This window comes from Xenorhabdus thuongxuanensis, assembly GCF_001908095.1.
GTDB classification, from domain to species: domain Bacteria; phylum Pseudomonadota; class Gammaproteobacteria; order Enterobacterales; family Enterobacteriaceae; genus Xenorhabdus; species Xenorhabdus thuongxuanensis.
Window position 1 is genome coordinate 1 of record NZ_MKGR01000036.1, and the last position, 19,277, is coordinate 19,277.

At 38.7% G+C, this 19,277-nt stretch carries 13 protein-coding genes and 1 pseudogene; 9 read left to right on the forward strand and 5 right to left on the reverse strand.

The window, feature by feature from the left end:
* A pseudogene (locus tag Xentx_RS16365) lies at positions 1 to 374 on the reverse strand (IS982 family transposase); the annotation flags it as partial.
* A gap of 399 nt (positions 375 to 773) precedes the next feature.
* Here Xentx_RS16365 and Xentx_RS16370 point away from each other — a divergent pair.
* Both Xentx_RS16370 and Xentx_RS16375 read left to right on the forward strand, forming a co-directional pair.
* Positions 774 to 1,739, forward strand: coding sequence for an AraC family transcriptional regulator (locus Xentx_RS16370; RefSeq protein ID WP_074021517.1), 966 nt, complete (start codon positions 774 to 776; stop codon positions 1,737 to 1,739).
* Between the two features lie 80 nt (positions 1,740 to 1,819).
* Positions 1,820 to 2,398, forward strand: a complete 579-nt coding sequence (locus Xentx_RS16375) for an NAD(P)H-dependent oxidoreductase (protein ID WP_074021519.1) — start codon at positions 1,820 to 1,822, stop codon at positions 2,396 to 2,398.
* A gap of 808 nt (positions 2,399 to 3,206) precedes the next feature.
* On the opposite strand, the gene Xentx_RS16380 is transcribed toward Xentx_RS16375, so the two are convergent.
* Positions 3,207 to 4,037 carry an alpha/beta fold hydrolase gene (locus tag Xentx_RS16380; RefSeq protein WP_074021521.1) on the reverse strand — a complete coding sequence of 277 codons (831 nt, stop codon included), beginning with the start codon at positions 4,035 to 4,037 and terminating at the stop codon, positions 3,207 to 3,209.
* Positions 4,038 to 4,413: 376 nt separating this feature from the next.
* Here Xentx_RS16380 and Xentx_RS16385 point away from each other — a divergent pair, with 376 nt between their 5' ends.
* The 3 genes from Xentx_RS16385 to lhgO all read left to right on the forward strand — a co-directional run bounded on the left by Xentx_RS16385 (position 4,414) and on the right by lhgO (position 8,674).
* Positions 4,414 to 5,445 carry a TAXI family TRAP transporter solute-binding subunit gene (locus tag Xentx_RS16385; RefSeq protein ID WP_074021541.1) on the forward strand — a complete coding sequence of 344 codons (1,032 nt, stop codon included), beginning with the start codon at positions 4,414 to 4,416 and terminating at the stop codon, positions 5,443 to 5,445.
* 75 nt (positions 5,446 to 5,520) lie between these two features.
* The gene (locus Xentx_RS16390) at positions 5,521 to 7,491 is read left to right on the forward strand and encodes a TRAP transporter permease (RefSeq protein WP_074021523.1); all 1,971 of its coding nucleotides are present in this window, start codon (positions 5,521 to 5,523) and stop codon (positions 7,489 to 7,491) included.
* Positions 7,484 to 8,674 (forward strand): L-2-hydroxyglutarate oxidase, encoded by a 1,191-nt coding sequence (gene lhgO, locus Xentx_RS16395; RefSeq protein ID WP_074021525.1) that lies wholly within the window; start codon positions 7,484 to 7,486, stop codon positions 8,672 to 8,674. Before Xentx_RS16390 ends, lhgO begins: the two co-directional genes overlap by 8 nt.
* A gap of 75 nt (positions 8,675 to 8,749) precedes the next feature.
* Here lhgO and Xentx_RS16400 read toward each other — a convergent pair whose 3' ends face one another.
* The 3 genes from Xentx_RS16400 to Xentx_RS16410 all read right to left on the reverse strand — a co-directional run bounded on the left by Xentx_RS16400 (position 8,750) and on the right by Xentx_RS16410 (position 12,110).
* A complete protein-coding gene (locus Xentx_RS16400; protein WP_074021527.1) occupies positions 8,750 to 9,691 on the reverse strand; it encodes an omptin family outer membrane protease in 942 nt (313 codons plus the stop codon).
* A 301-nt stretch (positions 9,692 to 9,992) separates the two neighbouring features.
* Complete coding sequence (locus tag Xentx_RS16405) at positions 9,993 to 10,562, reverse strand: HutD/Ves family protein (RefSeq protein ID WP_074021528.1); 570 nt, start codon at positions 10,560 to 10,562, stop codon at positions 9,993 to 9,995.
* A gap of 126 nt (positions 10,563 to 10,688) precedes the next feature.
* A complete protein-coding gene (locus tag Xentx_RS16410; protein WP_074021531.1) occupies positions 10,689 to 12,110 on the reverse strand; it encodes an aminotransferase-like domain-containing protein in 1,422 nt (473 codons plus the stop codon).
* A 493-nt stretch (positions 12,111 to 12,603) separates the two neighbouring features.
* On the opposite strand from Xentx_RS16410, the gene Xentx_RS16415 reads away from it, so the two are divergent.
* From Xentx_RS16415 to Xentx_RS16430, 4 genes are all read left to right on the forward strand, one after another.
* Positions 12,604 to 13,944: an MFS transporter gene (locus Xentx_RS16415; protein ID WP_074021533.1), complete on the forward strand. Its 1,341-nt coding sequence runs from the start codon at positions 12,604 to 12,606 to the stop codon at positions 13,942 to 13,944.
* A gap of 87 nt (positions 13,945 to 14,031) precedes the next feature.
* Positions 14,032 to 15,384, forward strand: coding sequence for a molecular chaperone (gene yegD / locus Xentx_RS16420; RefSeq protein WP_074021535.1), 1,353 nt, complete (start codon positions 14,032 to 14,034; stop codon positions 15,382 to 15,384).
* Between the two features lie 841 nt (positions 15,385 to 16,225).
* Positions 16,226 to 17,221: a zinc metalloprotease gene (locus Xentx_RS16425; protein WP_074021537.1), complete on the forward strand. Its 996-nt coding sequence runs from the start codon at positions 16,226 to 16,228 to the stop codon at positions 17,219 to 17,221.
* 728 nt (positions 17,222 to 17,949) lie between these two features.
* On the forward strand, positions 17,950 to 18,981 hold the full coding sequence (locus Xentx_RS16430) for a zinc metalloprotease (RefSeq protein WP_074021539.1): 1,032 nt from the start codon (positions 17,950 to 17,952) through the stop codon (positions 18,979 to 18,981).
* The last annotated feature ends 296 nt before the right edge of the window (positions 18,982 to 19,277 follow it).

The window sequence follows — 19,277 nt, forward strand, 5'->3', positions numbered from 1 at the left end:
CGAAGGTTATGACAAACGGCAATTTTGGTGGAATCAATAAAAGCGATCCCTTGAGTTGTTACCTTACGTGACGACAGAAAAGCGCATAAAGGGATAAGCACCCTTTTCTTCAGGGTAAGCATACGGGTATAACTGACTAATCCGGGAAAGTCGTGGATAAGATATTGTTTTACATGTTCATTATAAAACGTTTTAAAATCACGATAATGGCTCATATGGAATAAAATGAGGATCATCATGATTTCGCTGAGAGAAAGGGACGCTTCGCGGTGTCGTTTACGTAATCCGTTTTCAATGAGTTGTTGATGCCAGAGAGGGATAAATTTTTGACAAAAGTCATCGACGCAGCAGTAAAGTTCTTCTAAATTATACATGCCTGAGGATCTCCACGATTTTGTTTTCTTTAGCAAAAACTTTGATCGTGCCTCAGGCACTTTAGTTCCCTTCTTAAGCGAAGCTCAGGTTAATGAAAAAACGAATAATGTCCCATGTTTTTGGCACTCGCAGTAGAAAAACATTAGGTTAGCTATTCGTATGGTCGGTTAACAATAACCTTACTCAGGTATGGTATGTGACTAGTAGTGCGTCCATACCTGCCGAATTACGTAAAATTTACTTGATCGGACCGTTATTCCATTCGCCTATAACAGCCACTTTGATCGCACCATTTTACGTTATCATTGGCTGAAACTGCATTTAGGATATCAGTCGTAGGTGTAACACGATGGTACAAACTTTATTTCATGGCTTTTATACAGGTAAGTAAATAGAAAATGAGTGCATCGAATCAACAACCCGATAGAACAGAAATTGAAATCCAGCTACAGCAATTGGCTAACAAAGTGGCCAAATTAACACGCCCCAATACACACGACGTAAAAACAACGATTCCTCAATTGACTTTCTGCCATTTGGAACAACCAACAGCTCCCGTTGGTTGGCTATATGATCCCAGTATTATGGTTATTGCCCAGGGGACAAAACGGGTGACGATTGGTGATCGTTCATATTGTTGCGATCCTCAACAACTCTTAGTGACTTCGACAAATATTCCCACCATTACCCAGATTTGCACCGCATCTAAGGAAAAACCCTTTTTTGCTCTGATATTAAAACTTGATATTCAGGAAATATCAAAGTTAATGGTTGAAAATAAGGTCACGATAAAGAGTCAAACTCAGGATACATGTGGATTAGCCGTGATTTCTGCTACAACAGATCTGCTAGACTGTTTTAATCGTCTATTGGATATATTAAACACACCGGAAGATATTCCCATCCTCTTTCCCCTAATACATCAAGAAATCATCTATCGGCTACTGAAAAGTGAGTTAGGAGGACGTTTACAACAAATGGCTATCCAAGAAAGCCCAAGCCACCAAATCAGCCATGCGATTCAATGGTTAAAAGAACACTTTGCTGATCCGGTTAAAGTCGAACAACTTGCCAGAATCGCCAAAATGAGCCTCTCTTCTTTTCATCATCACTTTAAGGCTGTCACTTCTATGAGCCCATTACAATACCAAAAATGGCTGCGTTTACACGAAGCAAGGCACATATTACTAACTCAACACCAAAACATGACAACCACCGCATTTCAGGTTGGCTATGAAAGCACTTCTCAATTCAATCGTGAATATAGCCGTCTTTTTGGTGAACCTCCCTGCCGAGATATGAAAAAGTTTCGGGTAACTCAGACGAAGAAAATAGGTATTACTGGAGAATTAGGCAACGATTGACAATAAATAGGCATGTATCCAATCCAAATCAATCCTAAGATAATCCTCGGTTTATCAATGAAATAAAACAGAGGATTATTATGGGCCATATTTTAGTTATCAATTCAGCAAAAGATTTTGACGAATCGAAAGGAGAACTAAATAACGCATTAACCGAAGTTATCAAGGATTACCTGACAGAGATGGGCCATGAAGTTCAAGTAACAGATGTAGATAAGGGTTATGACATCGCCGCAGAGGTTAATAAATTTCTTTGGGCAGATCGTGTTATTTACCAAATGCCAGGTTGGTGGATGGGAGCACCGTGGATTCTAAAGAAATATGTCGATGAGGTTTTCCAGGCTGGCCGCGGTGCCTTATTTAAGAATGATGGGAGAACCCGTCATGATCCTGCCCAAAAATATGGTTCAGGCGGCCTGATACAAGGCAAGGCCTATATGTTTTCAGTAACCTGGAATGCACCACTGGAATCATTTGAAGATCCCAATCAATTCTTTGAAGGAAAAGGCATTGACAGTGTTTACTACCCTTTTCACAAGGCAAACCAGTTTTTAGGTATGTCTCCAATACCAACATTTTCTTGTTATGATGTGATAAAAAACCCACAAATTTCTCAAGATATTCAACGAATAAAAAAACATTTATCTGTATTTTTCTAAGAGAAAATAAAGATCGCATATATCCACTTGTATATCAGGTGGATTCTTATTTTTCCTAAAATCGAACCAATATAAAACCACTCAACAAAAATATAAAAAAGTAACGCTATTAATTATCACACAAAAAATAAAACATTTTATTAACACTCTCCAAAAAATTGAACTCATCCAAAATATATTTGGCTTGTCTTTTATCATTATTTTTCTATAACATAATGAAAAACAAAGGTTATAATTTTGTAAACAAAACATCAATACATTGAAAAAATCAATAGCCAAATACACAGAACACTTGTAAAAATGAGCATGTTGATGTTAACACTAGTTCTGACATTAACACTCATCACATAATGAATCTTGATGCTTTTATTCATGTTAATCTCTAACTCTATGAGGTACAAATCATGAAAAGAAAATTAGCGGCTTGTATGCTGTCATTACTTATAGGAACAGTCGTCGCAGCTAACGCAAATGCATTAGTCTGTAAGTTATTTAACCAAACTATAGATCAAAAATGCGAAGAAGCATGTAGTCTAATACAAAATAAAATCCTCCAAGGATTTTGCGTGTAACTTAGTTATAATATTGCACGAATAAAAAACCATGATATTCTTATCATTATTTAATCCGATTCTAGCCAAAACTCTATTTTTACGTTAGAAAGTTGAAGTCAGAATCTATAAAAGTAATGACAGAATGGATTTTTAAAATATAATGGCGGGAGCTTTGGAATGATTTATTGAACCAGCATATAATCAAAGTCTCCCGCTATTATTTATCATAATTAATTGTTTTATTACACCTAATTTCATTGAAAGTCTTTAAGGAATTTGATCAAGATTGGGTTGAATAATTCCGGTGCTTCCCAGAACGGTGCATGACCAAGACCAGCTAAACTAACTATTTTCCTTTTCCAAAGAGTTCGGTAATTGAGGCCATCAATATAGTCAAAATTAATATATGGGTCATCCGCTCCATTAACAATCGCTAACGGTATCTCGCTGGTTTCAACCAATAATTTTTGATCTGTTGCTTGAGGGGAAAGAAAAGCCTCAAACATATACTGCCGTGCCAATCCATCTGTTCTTATCACTGCTTCAATAATAAAAGGCTCATGAGGCGCATTAACACCATAAGTATCAGATACAAAAATTTTGATATCTTCCTCAGTAAATTCCGCCTTGCCAGCAAGCCCCAAACCAGGACGAAAACCAAGAGCCACGTTATCTGCACCGACTGATACCGGTGGAGTACCGCAAATCATTAAGCCAATCATTTTAGGAAACAACACCAACATTTCCAACCCAATATGACCTCCTAATGACCAACCAAATACTACCACTCTGTTAATGCCTATTTTTTCTAGTACCTCAATGACCGTATGTGCAAAACCTGGCATTGAATATGCCTGACGTGGTTCACTGGCATTTGATGATGAACCATGCCCTGGCAAATCTAACGCCAAAACCCGATACTTCCCTTTTAACTGATTAATTTGATGATGAAATATTTCTTTACAACTTGAATTACCATGGATGAAAAGAACAGGTAACCCACTCCCGCCAGTATCTGTTACTGCAATACCTGCATAACGGGTCTGAATATTATAGTAATTAATACCATTCTGTGTCGTAGTCATTATTCTCTCTCCTCAAGTAATAGGGATGAGTTTAAGGAAGCGATTAAATTAACCTTATTACAAATCATCAGTATTGAATCATCATAAAACGATAGAGATTTTGACTGAATTAAGCTCTCCTGAAAGTTATTATGAAATTTATTTATAAAACCTGATTTTTTTATCCTCTGCAAGATTATGCACTGAGCTTCTCCCACTTAAAATCTATCAGTAACTTCATATTTTTCGTTTATTTTTTAAGGAACACAAAACATCTATCACAAATTTTCAACATAAAACTCCGAACCAGATAAGTAATGTTGTATACAAGTGAATACAAGCATTTAACATTTATTACACAACATCATCTGGTAACCACATTATGACTATAAAGAATATGGCTTCCTCAAAAATAAAGCTCCTATTGACAGCTATTGTTGCCATTGCTCTGGTCATCATGGCCATTACAGGAAAAATAGAAAATGCCCATAAACGTTTTCTCTCCGTTGCTACAGCTTCCACAGGAGGAACTTACTATCCAATGGGAGTCGGTCTGGCCAATGTCTGGAGTAACCATCTGAAACAGGAAAATATCCAGGTTACGGGACAATCTTCAGCCGGTTCGATTGAAAATATTGATCTGCTCCAAAAAAATGAAGCCCAACTGGCTATTTTACAAAGTTTGCTCGCCGTCGAAGCCTATCAAGGTGTCCGAAATTTCAAAAACCGTCCTTATCAGGATCTACGTTCTATCTCCGTTCTTTGGCCAAATGTTGAACATTTTGTTTTATTAGACGATAAAGTCAAAGATGGCACACTAAATGATATTGCCGGAACGCGTTTCTCTGTCGGGCCGCAAGCCAGCGGTACTGAACAATCTACTGTGATCATTTTGCAAGGTGTCAATCTCAGCAAGCAAGATATTCATCCAGAATATCTTGGTTATGGCGATACAGTTTCAGCTATGCGGGACGGTCGTCTTGATGGTGGTGCCTTACCTGCGGGTGTACCCGCTTCAGCAGTCACAGATATGTATGCCAGTGGTGTTCCTGCACGTATTCTAAATGTGACAGATGAACAACTGAAAAAGATTAACGCTATTGCCAACTCATGGTTTCGTTTCGTCATTAAGCCAGAGACTTATCCACGGCAAAAACAGCCTATCCAAACGATTGCGCAACCCAATATTCTGATGACAACCCGCAAAATAGATGAAAAAACTATCTATGAATTAACAAAAGTGATGTTTGAAAATCAAAAAGAAGTCCATCAGATCCATAGCTCCGCAAAATACATTCTGCCTGAAAACGCATTGAAAGGTGTTGCCGTACCATTACATCTTGGTGCATATCGATATTATCGCGAAATTGGTCTGGATATTCCTGACTATCTTGTGCCTCCAGAACTTAAAGCTACAGACAGCCAATAATGATTTTTGACCTGAAATCATAAAGTTCAACGTAATTTTCCCATCATGTTTTGACCATAATATTATGGAGTCACCATGAATACTGATAATGTAACACCATCCACGATGGAGCTGGATAAAGAAGCAGGATCAGGCAGCCGCCATTTAATTGGCTTCTATTTGAAGTTCACGACAATACTTGCCATCGCTATTTCCCTGTATGCTATCTATTCCAATGCGTTATCCAATACGCAGGAATTTTATCGTAATGCAACATTTCTCGCTGGCATTCTGGTGTTAGGCTTTATTCTGTTTCCGATTTCCAAACGTTATTCAACTCCCAAATTTAATTATTGGGATTACTTTTTTATTCTGCTCACATTAGTTAGCTATGGGTATTTTTATTTTACTTACACTGACTTGCATGTTGTACGCAACAGTATTCCCAATACCACAGATTATGTGATGTCTGTCATCGGTATCGGTGTATTATTTGAGGCCGCGAGACGTACAACCGGCTATTTCATACCGAGTTTATCCCTTTTTGGCATCATCTATGCTTTATTTGGCAACTATTTCATGAGTATCTTCGGTCATGCCGGATTTTCACTTGAGCGTTTGCTATTCCGATTATTTATGACCAGTGAAGGGATTTTCGGCATTACCCTATCCACGGCATCAACGGCAATTATTGTTTTTATCCTGTTTGGTGCATTCTTAAGCGTCAGCGGCGCAACGGCATTATTCAATGACCTTGCCATGGCAATGGCTGGACGTCGTCGTGGTGGTCCAGCCCAGGTTGCAGTTATTTCCTCTGCCCTAACGGGTTCACTTAGTGGCAGTGCTGTTGCCAACGTTGCCACAACCGGAACCTTCACTATTCCCCTGATGAAAAACATTGGCCTGTCTCCCCGTTTTGCCGGTGCTGTCGAAGCAGCGGCATCAACAGGAGGCATGATCATGCCGCCGATTATGGGAGCAGCCGCATTTATCATGGCCGGTTTTTTAGGCATTTCTTACACCACTATTGTGATTGCAGCCATTATTCCGGCACTGCTCTATTACGCAGCCCTGATTATTGCCATTGATCTGGAAGCCAAAAAACAAGGATTGAAAGGTGTCAGCAAGGAAAATATTCCCCAAGTCAAAGCGGTACTCAAATCCCGTGGCCTACTATTATTGCCACTCTTTATCGTGATTGGAACTTTATTGACCGGAAAAACGCCGATTTATGCCGGTTTTCTCGGTATTATCGCGATTATTATCGCAAGTTGGATCACACCAGATACTTCCGTGCGCATGACTCCCAGGAAAATCGCCGCTGCCCTGAATGAAGCTGCCCGTGGAGCTATTCAGGTCACTGTCGCCTGTGCGGCCATTGGCGTTATTATTTGTGTTGTTACCATGACAGGCATTGGATCAACCCTCGCTTTCAATATCGTATCCCTGACCAACAATACCCTGTGGATGATACTGCTGGTTGTTATGGTAGTTTGTATTGTCCTCAGTATGGGACTACCTTCAACTGCCTTGTATATTGTTGTTGCGGTGACAGTGTCACCTATATTGATCAAGGCGGGGGTTTTGCCATTAGCTGCCCATTTCTTTGTTTTTTGGTTTGGTGCACTTTCCAATATTACCCCACCTGTCGCACTCGCCAGTTACACGGCCGCCAGCATTGCCCGCGCTGATCCAATACAGACTTCATGGAATGCGGTCTATCTGGCTCTGCCAGGTTTTATCATTCCATTTATTTTGGTGTACAACCCAGCATTATTGATACAAGGTGATGACTTAAGCGTCCTATCCATTAGTTATATGATCCTGACTGCACTGATTGGCATCTATTCGCTTTCTGTTGCCAGTGCTAATTTCTGGATGTACAAAACCCATTGGCTAGAAAGAATTCTCTTCGCTATTGCCGCGATCCTGTTAATCAAACCGGGAATGATCACAGACCTAGCCGGAATAGTATTGATTATCGTGGCAGGAACCATGCATTTCTTACGCAATAAATTGGAACGTGTAAAAAATAAGAATAATGAGGAACACCCTAAAAATGTATGATGTGATTGTTATTGGTGCAGGATTGGTCGGGCTTGGCACCGCTAATGCCTTACAAGAACAGCATCCGCACTTGCGCTTGCTGATATTAGATAAAGAAAATGGCGTGGCTGTACATCAAAGCGGTCACAATAGTAACGTTGTGCACTCCGGCATTTATTACACTCCTGGCAGTTTAAAAGCACAACTGGCAAAACAAGGAAACCGTACAATATATGAATTTTGTCAACAACACGGATTATATTACGACCGTTGTGGTAAGGTGATTGTCGCCACACAACTCAAGGAGCTTCCCCTACTGGAAAATATCTACCAGCGAGGATTGAAAAACGGCCTTGAAGTCATCCTCCTCTCACAAACCCAACTGAAAGAGCGCGAGCCTTATGTCAACGGCCTTGAGGCAATATTGGTGCCAGATGCAGGGATCGTGAATTATCCAGAAATTGCGGCTAAACTGGCTGAAATCATTCAAACCAAGGGTGGTGATATTTATTATCAACAGCAAGTTCAGGGTATTTATGAACATAGTGATTATGTTGAGGTACAAACTCAGCAAACCCATTATCAGGCAAAATGGCTGGTGAATTGTACTGGATTGCACAGTGACAGAATTGCCAGGTTAGCAGGCTATAAGACAGGTATGAAGATCGTTCCTTTCCGCGGTGAATATTATGTTCTGGATAGCAGTAAAAATTATCTGGTTAATCATCTGATTTATCCCGTTCCTAACCCTGATTTTCCTTTCCTCGGTGTTCATTTTACGCGGATGCACAATGGCAAACGCGATGTCGGCCCGAATGCAGTATTGGCATTTAAGCGTGAAGGATATAACAAAACAGATTTCAATCTACGGGATTTAGCCGAGGTACTGACTTACAACGGATTTTGGAAAATCGCCACACGTTATTTCTGTGAAGGCATGGCAGAAATGCGACGTTCCTTTTCTCGCCAGCTTTTTACCGAAAATGCCCGCCAGCTTATTCCTGATTTGCAACCGGAAGATATCACCCCAGGGCCAGCCGGCGTGCGCGCCCAGGCCTTGACCACTGATGGTAAATTGGTGGATGATTTTCACTTTGTGAAAGGCCGTCGTTCGCTGCATGTTTGCAATGCCCCTTCACCGGCAGCCACGGCTTCGATAGAGATTGGCCGGGAGATTGTAAAGCGATATTTTACTGAACTGTGAAAATGGGTATGGCTTAAACTGACAGATACCGAAAACGAAAAAACGGTAACTGTCAGTTATACGATGATAAGAAAATTAAAAATGGTACTGTAATCCAAGATCGATACTGTAGTTTCGGTTTTCAATTCCGATAGAATTGTCACCTAAATTTTTGGTGTAGCCAGCATCATAATAGATAAGCCTCGTTTGACCTTTACCTTCGCGATATTTATTCCAGATAAACGCCGCATACACCTTCGTATTTTGCGTTAAATAATAACCAGCATCAATGCTGGCACCAATGTAACGTACCTTATCAGATCGCTGAGGAAGGGTTAAACGACGCATATAGTGCTCGTCGTTGCCCCAGGCTTTTACCCACTGGCTATATTTTAGTAAAAGGTTAAATTCAAAATCCTGATAACGATACTGTCCAGCTAATCCAATATATGGCAGGCTATATTTTTGTTTATAGCCAACTCCGGCCATCCCAGCAGGAAATTCGCCGATATTAGCACCATTATCATAGATATAATGACCACCATAAGCCGTCCAACTGAAACGTGTTTCCTGATAACCTAATACAGCTCCTAATTTGTAATTCGATTGTTTAATTAACCAACCTGCGGCATTAAAATCAAATTCATTAGCATCGTTTAGGGAGGTATTTGAGCTGGATGACCAATGAGTCCAATGATTTTGGTTTACATCCAGCCAGTCGTAATCAACCATTTTGCTATTACGTGACGATAATCTGGTCCAACCACCCGCATTCACGGTTAGCCTATCAAGGGGATCCCAGGAAACTTTTCCTCTGGCAATCAGAACATCGCCCATTTTCCAATTCAATTGACTGCTTTTGTATTTTGGATCTTTGGAATATCCATAGAGATGCTCGTTAGATTCTCCTTTTAGCCAACCAAGCCCAAGCGAAAAAGATACACTGCCATCGTACCAATCCAATTGTGATAGAGCAGGTGCTGCCATGCTCCCAAAAGAAAAAGCCAACAATGGAGTAGCCATCAATATTTTTTTCATAATTATTAAACCCTTACCAGAATGTAAACTGAATTTTCATAATTTCTGTTACCTTGATAGCTATCCACAACTAGAAGAAATAATTTATTTAACTATCAATAACAAAAATAATAATATCTTGGATATATTACTTTTATCGTTATATGCTTATAGTTTAAGATTATACTCTTTTAGCTATTTTTCATTTTTTAGGTAATTTTTTTTAACTAAAACTTAAACTCATTGAATTTAACTGCATAAAACTTAACGGCCTGCTACAAAGCAAGCCGTTAATTATATTAGTTTTCAATGATTATCCCATTCACCCAATCGGACGTAAATCAACCCACAATAGCTGGCTATCCGCAATCAACGGCTTAATTACCCCTTCTCGTATATCCGGTAACCACCATGCGCCTTGACCAAAAGCAAGCTGGACACAATTTGCTCCTGTCATTTCCCAACGTCCTTTTAAAACATAAAGTACACCACTGTGTGATGTCGGCAATAAACGTTCATCAGAAATAACTGAAATCTCAGAAGCCCAGCATGAACGGCGAGTCATGATATTGAAACACTGAACAGGGCCATCCAATAATTCCGCATGTGCCAAAATATCACCTGAAAAGTTAAATGGGGTCATCTTTTTCACCAATTCGTGCTCCAAAAAACCCGGGCTGGTCAAGCGGACACCCTTTCCTTTTAATAAAACGATTGAACATTCAACATCAGGAAATTGCCCTAATACTCCACTTTGATGGACAGTCGTAAAACAAGCTCTCCAGGAGAAATCATCAGATACAGGCCAACAAACAATATCCTTTGTTTCGCCTTCCCCTCCAGACCATTGTACTCTTGGCAATGTCGCATAATCGAAGCATTTCATTTTCATGCCACTCCCTCACCACTTTTAAATCTTGTTTACAATGCTAAAAGATAACCAGTATCAACTTGTTAACAGGAACATTGGCAAATAATTTCCCCTACGACAACATTGAGATAGTTGAAATGTGATTGATTACCCGCATTCCTTTAAAAGCATATGGCACATATTCCCCAATTCTTTCATTGCCAAAGCCTGAGTTTCATTCCAGGCAAATGAAGTATTCAAACGAAAGGCATGATCAAACTGAGTGCTAGTGGAAAACATGCAACCTGGTGCAATGCTGATATTCTTTGCTAATGCCAGTTGATAGAGTCGGTTGGCATTAAAAGGAGGTTCAAACTCCAGCCAGAGAAAATAACCACCACGTGCACTATTTACTTTCACAGATTGGGGAAAGTACTCACTAATTGCCCATAGCATCCGATTTTGCCGTTGTTCCAACTGCCGCCTTAATCGACGCAGGTGATTGTCATATCCTCCCTGTGCTAAATAGTCCGCAATCGCCAACTGTATCGGCGTACTGGCAGACACCGTGCTCATCATCTGTAATTGCTGAATTTTCTTCGCATGTTTGCCTGCCGCAACCCAGCCTACCCGATAACCGGGAGCAAGGCATTTTGAAAATGATGAACAGTGCATGAAATTATTTTCAGTATCCCATGCTTTTATGGGTGCCGGAGGTTCCTGCTCGAAATACAATTCACCATATACATCATCTTCAATCAGGGCGATCTGGTTTTGATTCAAGATTCCTACCAATCGCTGTTTATTTTCAGGAGGCATTGTGCAGCACAATGGATTTTGAAAACGCGACATCAACCAGCAAGCTTTTATTGGATATTTCTGCACAACTTCTTCTAAAGTATACAAATCAATGCCCGTATGGGGATCTGTCTTAATGGCAATGGCTTTCAAACGTAGCCGTTCTATCGCTTGCAACGCCCCATAAAAAGCTGGCGATTCAATCACCACCCAATCTCCCGGCGAAGTGACAGATTGCAAACAGAAACTTAATGATTCCATTGCTCCGGCGGTAATAACAATTTCCTCAGGGGAAACATGGATACCGTGGGAAGCATAACGACGGGATATATTACGCCGTAACTTTTCATTACCTGGAGGCAAATTTGCCAGTGAATTGTGTGGCACAAAACGGCGAGCGACTGAAGCCAGTATTTTTGACAATTTGGGTTCGACCAATAAAGAAGGATCAGGAAATGCCGAACCGAAAGGAATAATTTGTGGATCTTTGCATGCCTGTAAGACATCAAATATAGAAGCACTGATCTCCACATTTTCACTTAGATTTAGTTCTTTGCCCCCTTTTGCCGCCGCAAAGGGTTTTAATCGAGTGGCAACGTAATACCCCGATTGTGGACGCGCCACAATCCATCCTTGGCTTTCCAGCAATTGGTAAGCTTGTAGCACAGTCATCAAGCTCAAACCCGACGATTTCACCGATTCCCGCAATGAGGGTAATCTATCACCCACTTGCCAAATATCGTCTTCTATTTGTTGGCGGATCACTCCAGCCAATTGTTCATAACGCGTCATATGTTTGGCCTTTGTCTAAACTGTTATAGGTATAAAATGAAAAATTTTCAATATTATACTTGGTATTTTCAGAAACAGAAATCGCTCTATGATTAGAGTAAATAAATTCGCTTGAGAAAGATAATCTCCGTATACCCACTCTTAGGAATTTCATAATAATCAATGAATATTGATTAATGAAATTCTCAGCACTGTTAAGGATAAATTTATTCTTAATAAAATATTAATGTAGAATCCACACACAATACAAAACAATGAAATAAATGGAATATTTTATATTATCCATTATTTATAGAGCCATTATTAAAATATCAACCCACTATCTCCCGCATAAAATAACAAGTTGGCTTTATGGTTATTTTCAAGTAAAAATTAAATATAAAAAATAGTAATTAAGCACTATCATTTAGTTATAAATGAGCATTTTTTATCATTTGCATTAAGATAATTTTTATTGCATATTAATATTCCTTTAGGTAGGGATAATTATTAAATGAACAAATCTGTCATATCAACTAAAAAATATACTGGTTTAATTGGAATATGCATTGCTAGTTTTCTCGGATGTATAGATCTTACTGTTGTAAATACAATCATTCCAGCTATTGGTCGTGAATTTAATACCCCTTTGAGAGGAACACAATGGATTACTTCAGTATTCATGATTGCCCTATCTGCTTTTATGGTTCCGGTTGGAAAATTGGCTGACAGCCGAGGACGAAAAAAATTGCTTATGTGGGGATTGATTCTATTTGGTATTGCATCTTTATTTGTTGGGCTTGCAACCAACCTAACAACACTCACTATCTTTCGTTTTATTCAAGGCATAGGTTGTGCAATTCTCTATACTGTTTCTGGAGCAGTAATCTCTTACTTATTTGAAGAGCATGAACAAGGGAAAGCCCTTGGTATCTTATTTGGTATCAATGGCTTTGGTCTTGCTATAGGGCCTATTATAGGTGGGTTATTCGCTGGTATAATCAATTGGCGTTACGCTTTCTTCATCAATATCCCCTTCATTTTTATCAGCTTGGTTCTTTGTGCTTGGTCTATTCCTGAATCTAAAACCAAAAACAACAAAAAACTAGATGCCCTCGGCTGCTTGTTGCTTGTCATTTTCTTAATGAGTTTAGTCAGTTATTTCTCTCTCAATGAAGAAAAACTACAACAATGGACTCTATTGATAATTGCGATAATCGCACTATTGCTATTTATATACCATGAACTCAAGACACCGGAACCTATAGTCGAATTCCATTTCTTCCACAATAAGCGTTTTGTTTCAGCATTACTAGCAACGTTTTTTCTGGCATTTTTCTACTGTATAGTATTATTAACATTACCTATATTTTTCTCTGGTCAATTAGCAAAAAACGATATTGAAATAGGGTTATTGCTATTACCTGCTACCGTTACATTCGCTTTAACTTCGCCTTGGGTAGGAAATCGTAGTGAAAATTTAGGTCCACAACGGATCATTGTTGTTGGACTATTATTTTTTGTCGTTGCCGCAGCGCTATTTGCACTTGCTTCAACACAGTTAAATATTGGGTGGTTCATTCTGCCATTACTGTTATTTGGAATCGGATGGGGTTCTATCCTTGGCCCATCAACACTTATCGCCTTAAGTTCTCTTCCCCGTGAGCAAGCCGCAGTCGCTATGGGCACTTCGTGGACTATTCACAATATAGGTGGTGCTTGTGGCATAGCATTTGCTGTATTCTTGTTAGCTAGTTTCGATACATTCGCTCTGGGATATCAAACGCTAATGCTATTTTTGGCAGGACTCGCCTTAATATGTACCTTTATTTGTTCTTTATTAAATAGAAAATAATCCTAATAGTCTGCTCGCGTTTAAAGATAATTTAGGATAGCATCTTTGCCCTTTTAAAATATTCCACGATTAAATATGAGGAAACCTATGTTCATCGGTTTTGACTATGGCACATCGAATTGCGCGGTAGCAGAGATGATAGGAGATACATCACAGCTAATTGCTATTGAAAATGGTAGCTTCTATATGCCTTCTGCTCTGGCTGCACCGACCAGAGAAGCCGTTTCCGAGTACTTATTTCGCCACTGGAATATCAAACCAGGTAATAAAACAGGTGAGCAACTACTTCGTAGCGCACTCACGGCAAACCGAGAGGAAGGCATTGAACTTTTGCCAGGTGATCTCGTATTTGGACAAAAAGCATTAGCTCGATATTTGGAAGATCCTCAAGATGTTTATTACGTTAAATCACCAAAGTCTTTTCTGGGAGCAATGGGATTAAGAGATACTCAAATCAGTTTTTTTGAGGATCTGGTTTGTGCCATGATGGCAAATATCAAACAACAAGTAGAAACTAATAAACAGCAAGCTGTCGAAGATGTCGTCATTGGCCGCCCAATCAATTTTCATGGGCGTGGTGGCGATAAATCGAATCAACAAGCTGAGGAAATCTTACTTAATGCAGCAAAACGGGCAGGTTTTCGCAACATTGAATTCCAATTTGAACCAGTGGCAGCAGGCTTGGAATATGAGGCCACATTAGCAGAAGATAAAACCGTATTGGTCGTTGATATTGGCGGCGGAACAACAGATTGCTCGGTTATTCAAATGGGGCCAAGCTGGCGAAACCTATCTGAGCGCAATGACAGCTTACTGGCGCACACTGGTCAACGTATCGGGGGAAATGATTTAGATATTAATCTCACTTTTAAACAACTCATGCATCCTTTTGGATTAGGCAGCAAAGTTACCTCAGGTATTGACATGCCACTGACGCAGTTTTGGAACCCGATTGCCATCAATGACATACAAGCACAGAAAGAGTTCTACTCTCGCCAGAATTTGACGGCATTAAAATCCTTGCACAGAGATGCTCAAGAACCCGAAAAACTCGCACGTTTATTGAAAGTGTACCAAGAGACATTAGGATACAGCCTGGTTCGCAGTGCAGAGGAAGCCAAAATTGCTCTTTCAGAGCAAGCTGAGTGCCGCGTTAAACTCAATCTATTATCAGAGATAATTGAAGTTGATATTCAACGTGATCAGATGATTACGGCAATCGATTCCACTAAAGAGAAAATGGCAAAATTAGTTAGTGAAGCTGTGGCACAAAGCGGAACCCAACCTGATGTGATCTTTATGACAGGTGGCTCAGCCAGTTCCCCCATTTTGCGTCAGGCAGTTGAACAAAAATTGCCGAGGATCCCGCTGGTTGGAGGTAATTACTTCGGTTCAGTAACAACGGGTCTGGCACGTTGGGCAAAAATTTGTTTTTCTTAATAGGCTAGGCAGGCTCAATAATATTGAGCCTGCCTTAATATTATCGACAATTTTTTCTCAGTCATATTCATCCAATTTAGATAATATTAATATCAATAAACTATTTATCTTTTCCTGTACTTTCCAGCCTTGTATTTGACAATCTGTTAGTATGAAAGAAAATCAAACAAGTAATATGAAAATATTCTGCATAATATAGATATTTCAATAAAATGAATTCCCTTCTTTGTAGCCATATTTGCTGGTTTTATTGATGTTATTGCTGGAGGAGGATTAATACCAACTCCCGCTATGTTAATAGTAGGAGTCCCACCGGTTGTAGCTTTAGGGACAAACAGTATAGTATTTACTGATTTACTTTATATAATAAAATATGAGGCAAATTGATCCATCCTCGCTATGCATTAATTGACTCTATAGAGTAGAGGGAGTATCGTGGCTCTTAGATAGCCGTAATCGCCAAAAGTGAGCTTTGATGGCCATCATCTTAATGTATTGACATTAAATCGAAAAGGTTTTTTTAAATTATAAATAACAATTTTATTGTGATTTCTTTTGCTGCACCTTGTGTTTTTTTCAGATCACCTTTTGACAAGTCTTGCCCGCAATTTAAAATTTTTAAATTGGCATCATGATTTTTAGAAATGTATAAATATAAAATTTTATTTATTAAATTTTTATATCATAAATCAATCTTATTTTTCATCAAATTAAGAAAGGATTTTATATACATATCATTTACATCATTCTTAGCCCCATAAACTCAGCCTGAAATGAGGGGCGCATTAAGCATCCTACTTTAGAATGTATCTTTAAATTACATATAAAAAAAGGAAACCATATGTATAAGAATTTTTTCAAGCCATTAAAAGTATTTCACCTGTTAAGTTTTATTTTACTTACGGCAACGATTCATGGCTATGCTCAACCTGAACCTGAACCTGAACCTCAACCTTCTCATTTTGACCCATCTGATCCAGCCTATAATCATATTAGCTTCTTCATTGAAGGTGGAACACTGCACACTAGAACCCCTCTGCCATATTCAGCAACATACCATTATGGACCTTTTATGCGTTATTCCGTAGATCCACAAATAACAATGCGTTTTAATATAGAAGGTGGTGAGAGTGAAGATATTCTTTTGGAACCTCTTGTTGATGAAGCGGCAACATATTGGAATGAAATTCTTGGGAGTCAAGGCTTAACTATCGCACCATTGTCATCAGGTGGTGGCATTCCAAATTTTATCATACGAACAGTTCCAACTTCTTATTTTTATGATTTTAATATGCAAAGTTCTATGGCAATTACATATGAAGCAGGTTATTCAGGATTAAGATATCTTGTTAGACACTACCCTTTTATTACATCGCCTGGAATATACATTAGGCAAAGTGATGTAATAACCAGAGAAGAGTTACAACAATTAGAAACTAACTTTGGAACCAACGATCGGCATGTTTTACTAGAAAATTTCGTTTACACACTTATTCTCCATGAATTTGGACATGCAGTAGGGCTTTCTCATCCAAGAACACTATCAAATCCAGTTAGGTTTTATCCACCACCAAGAGAGAGATGGCATATTGCTAATGAACTGGGTGTTGCCCCTCTTGAAACTTTACAAGATAATCCACAACCAGGTCTTATGGAAAATTTTCAATTTGAATATTTGCAAGCACTTTATCTTTATAATCGACGGCAATATCAACATCTTGCAAGACATATGATCCATTTATCCGAAGGTGAAAGGCATTGGATCCGAGCCATGGTTTCTTGCACGCGTAGGTATGAGCCACGTCCTCCCCCGAGGAAAAAGAGAGCTGAATTCTAATGTCAACAATCAAACGTGTTCAAAATTTGTTTTTCTCAATCGGAAATATACCCGTAGAACAGCTTGAAATAATACGATTTCTCAGTTTATTGATTATCAGATAACACGTTAATTTAATGAAATGAATATCCCAATAAAAATTAGACTAGGAACATATCAATCTGACAGGCGATTATATTTGGCGAAGCAACCGCACGTCCGCTTCCAGTAAGTTCCCAAGCCTAAAATTGTGAAAGGTTTTTAATTTTGATACAAACATAAATAAATCACTCACCTACTTGAGTCGGTGGGTGAGTGGTTAACAGACTTAGAGTAGAGGGAGTATCTTGGCTCTTAGATAGCCGTAATCGCCAAAAGTGAGCTTTGATGGCCATCATCTTAATGTATTGACATTAAATCGAAAAGTTTTTTTACATTATAAATAACAATTTTATTGTGATTTTTTTCTGCACCTTGTGTTTTGTTTCAGATAACCTTTTGACAAGTCTTGCCCACAATTTAAATTTTTTAAATTGGCATCATGATTTTTAGAGATGTACAAATATAAAATTTTATTTATTAAATTTTTATATCATAAATCAATCTTATATTTCATCAAATTAAGAAAGGATTTTATATACATATCATTTATATCATTCTTAGTCCCATAAATTCAGCCTGAAATGAGGGGCGCATTAAGCATCCTACTTTAGGATGTATCTTTAATTAAATATAAAAAAGGAAACCATATGTATAAGAATTTTTTCAAGCCATTAAAAGTATTTAACCTGCTAAGTTTTATTTTACTTACGGCAACGATTCATGGCTATGCTCAACCTTCTCATTTTGACCCATCTGATCCAACCTATAATCATATTAGCTTCTTCATTGAAGAAGAAACACTGCACACTAATACCCCTCTGCCATATTCAGCAACATACCATTATGGACCTTTTATGCGTTATTATATAGATCCACAAATAACAATGCGTTTTAATATAGAAGGTGGTGAGAGTGAAGATATTCTTTTGGAACCTCTTGTTGATGAAGCGGCAACATATTGGAATGAAATTCTTAGGAGTCAAGGCTTAACTATCGCACCATTGTCATCAGGTGGTGGCTTTCCAAATTTTATTATACGAACAGTTCCAAATTCTTATTTTTATGATTCTAATATGCAAGATTCTATTGCAATTACATATGAAGCAGGTTATTCAGAATTAAGATATCTTGTTAGACACTACTCTTTTATTACATCGCCTGGAATATACATTAGGCAAAGTGTTGAAATAACTAGAGCACAGTTACAACAATTAGAAACTAACTTTGGAACCAACGATCGGCGCGTTTTACTAGAAAATTTCACTTATTCATTTCTTCTCCATGAATTTGGACATGCAGTAGGGCTTTCTCATCCAATAACAAATTCAGTTTCGTTTCATCCCCCCCCAAGAGAAAGATGGCATATTGCTAATGAACTGGGTGTTGCCTCCCTTGAAACTTTACAAGATAATCCACAGCCAAGTCTTATGGAAAGTTACCAATTTGGATTTTTGCAAGCACTTTATCTTTATAATCGACGGCAATATCAACATCTTGCAAGACATATGATCCATTTATCCGAAGGTGAAAGGCATTGGATCCGAGCCATGGTTTCTTGCACGCGTAGGTATGAGCCAGATCCCCCCCGAGGAAAAAGAGAGCTGAATTCTAATGTCAACAATCAAACGTGTTCAAAATTTGTTTTTCTCAATCGGAAATATACCCGTAGAACAACTTGAAATAATACGATTTCTCAGTTTATTGATTATCAGATAACACGTTAATTTAATGAAATGAATATCCCAATAAAAATTAGACTAGGAACATATCAATCTGACAGGCGATTATATTTGGCGAAGCAACCGCACGTCCGCTTCCAGTAAGTTCCCAAACCTAAAATTGTGAAAGGTTTTTAATTTTGATACAAACATAAATAAATCAGAACCACCCGCATAGCGGGTGGTTTGCTCTAGCCCTATAAGGGCATGTTACCGACTGCGCCTAAATGACGCGGCTTTCTCTTCGTTCAAGCTAA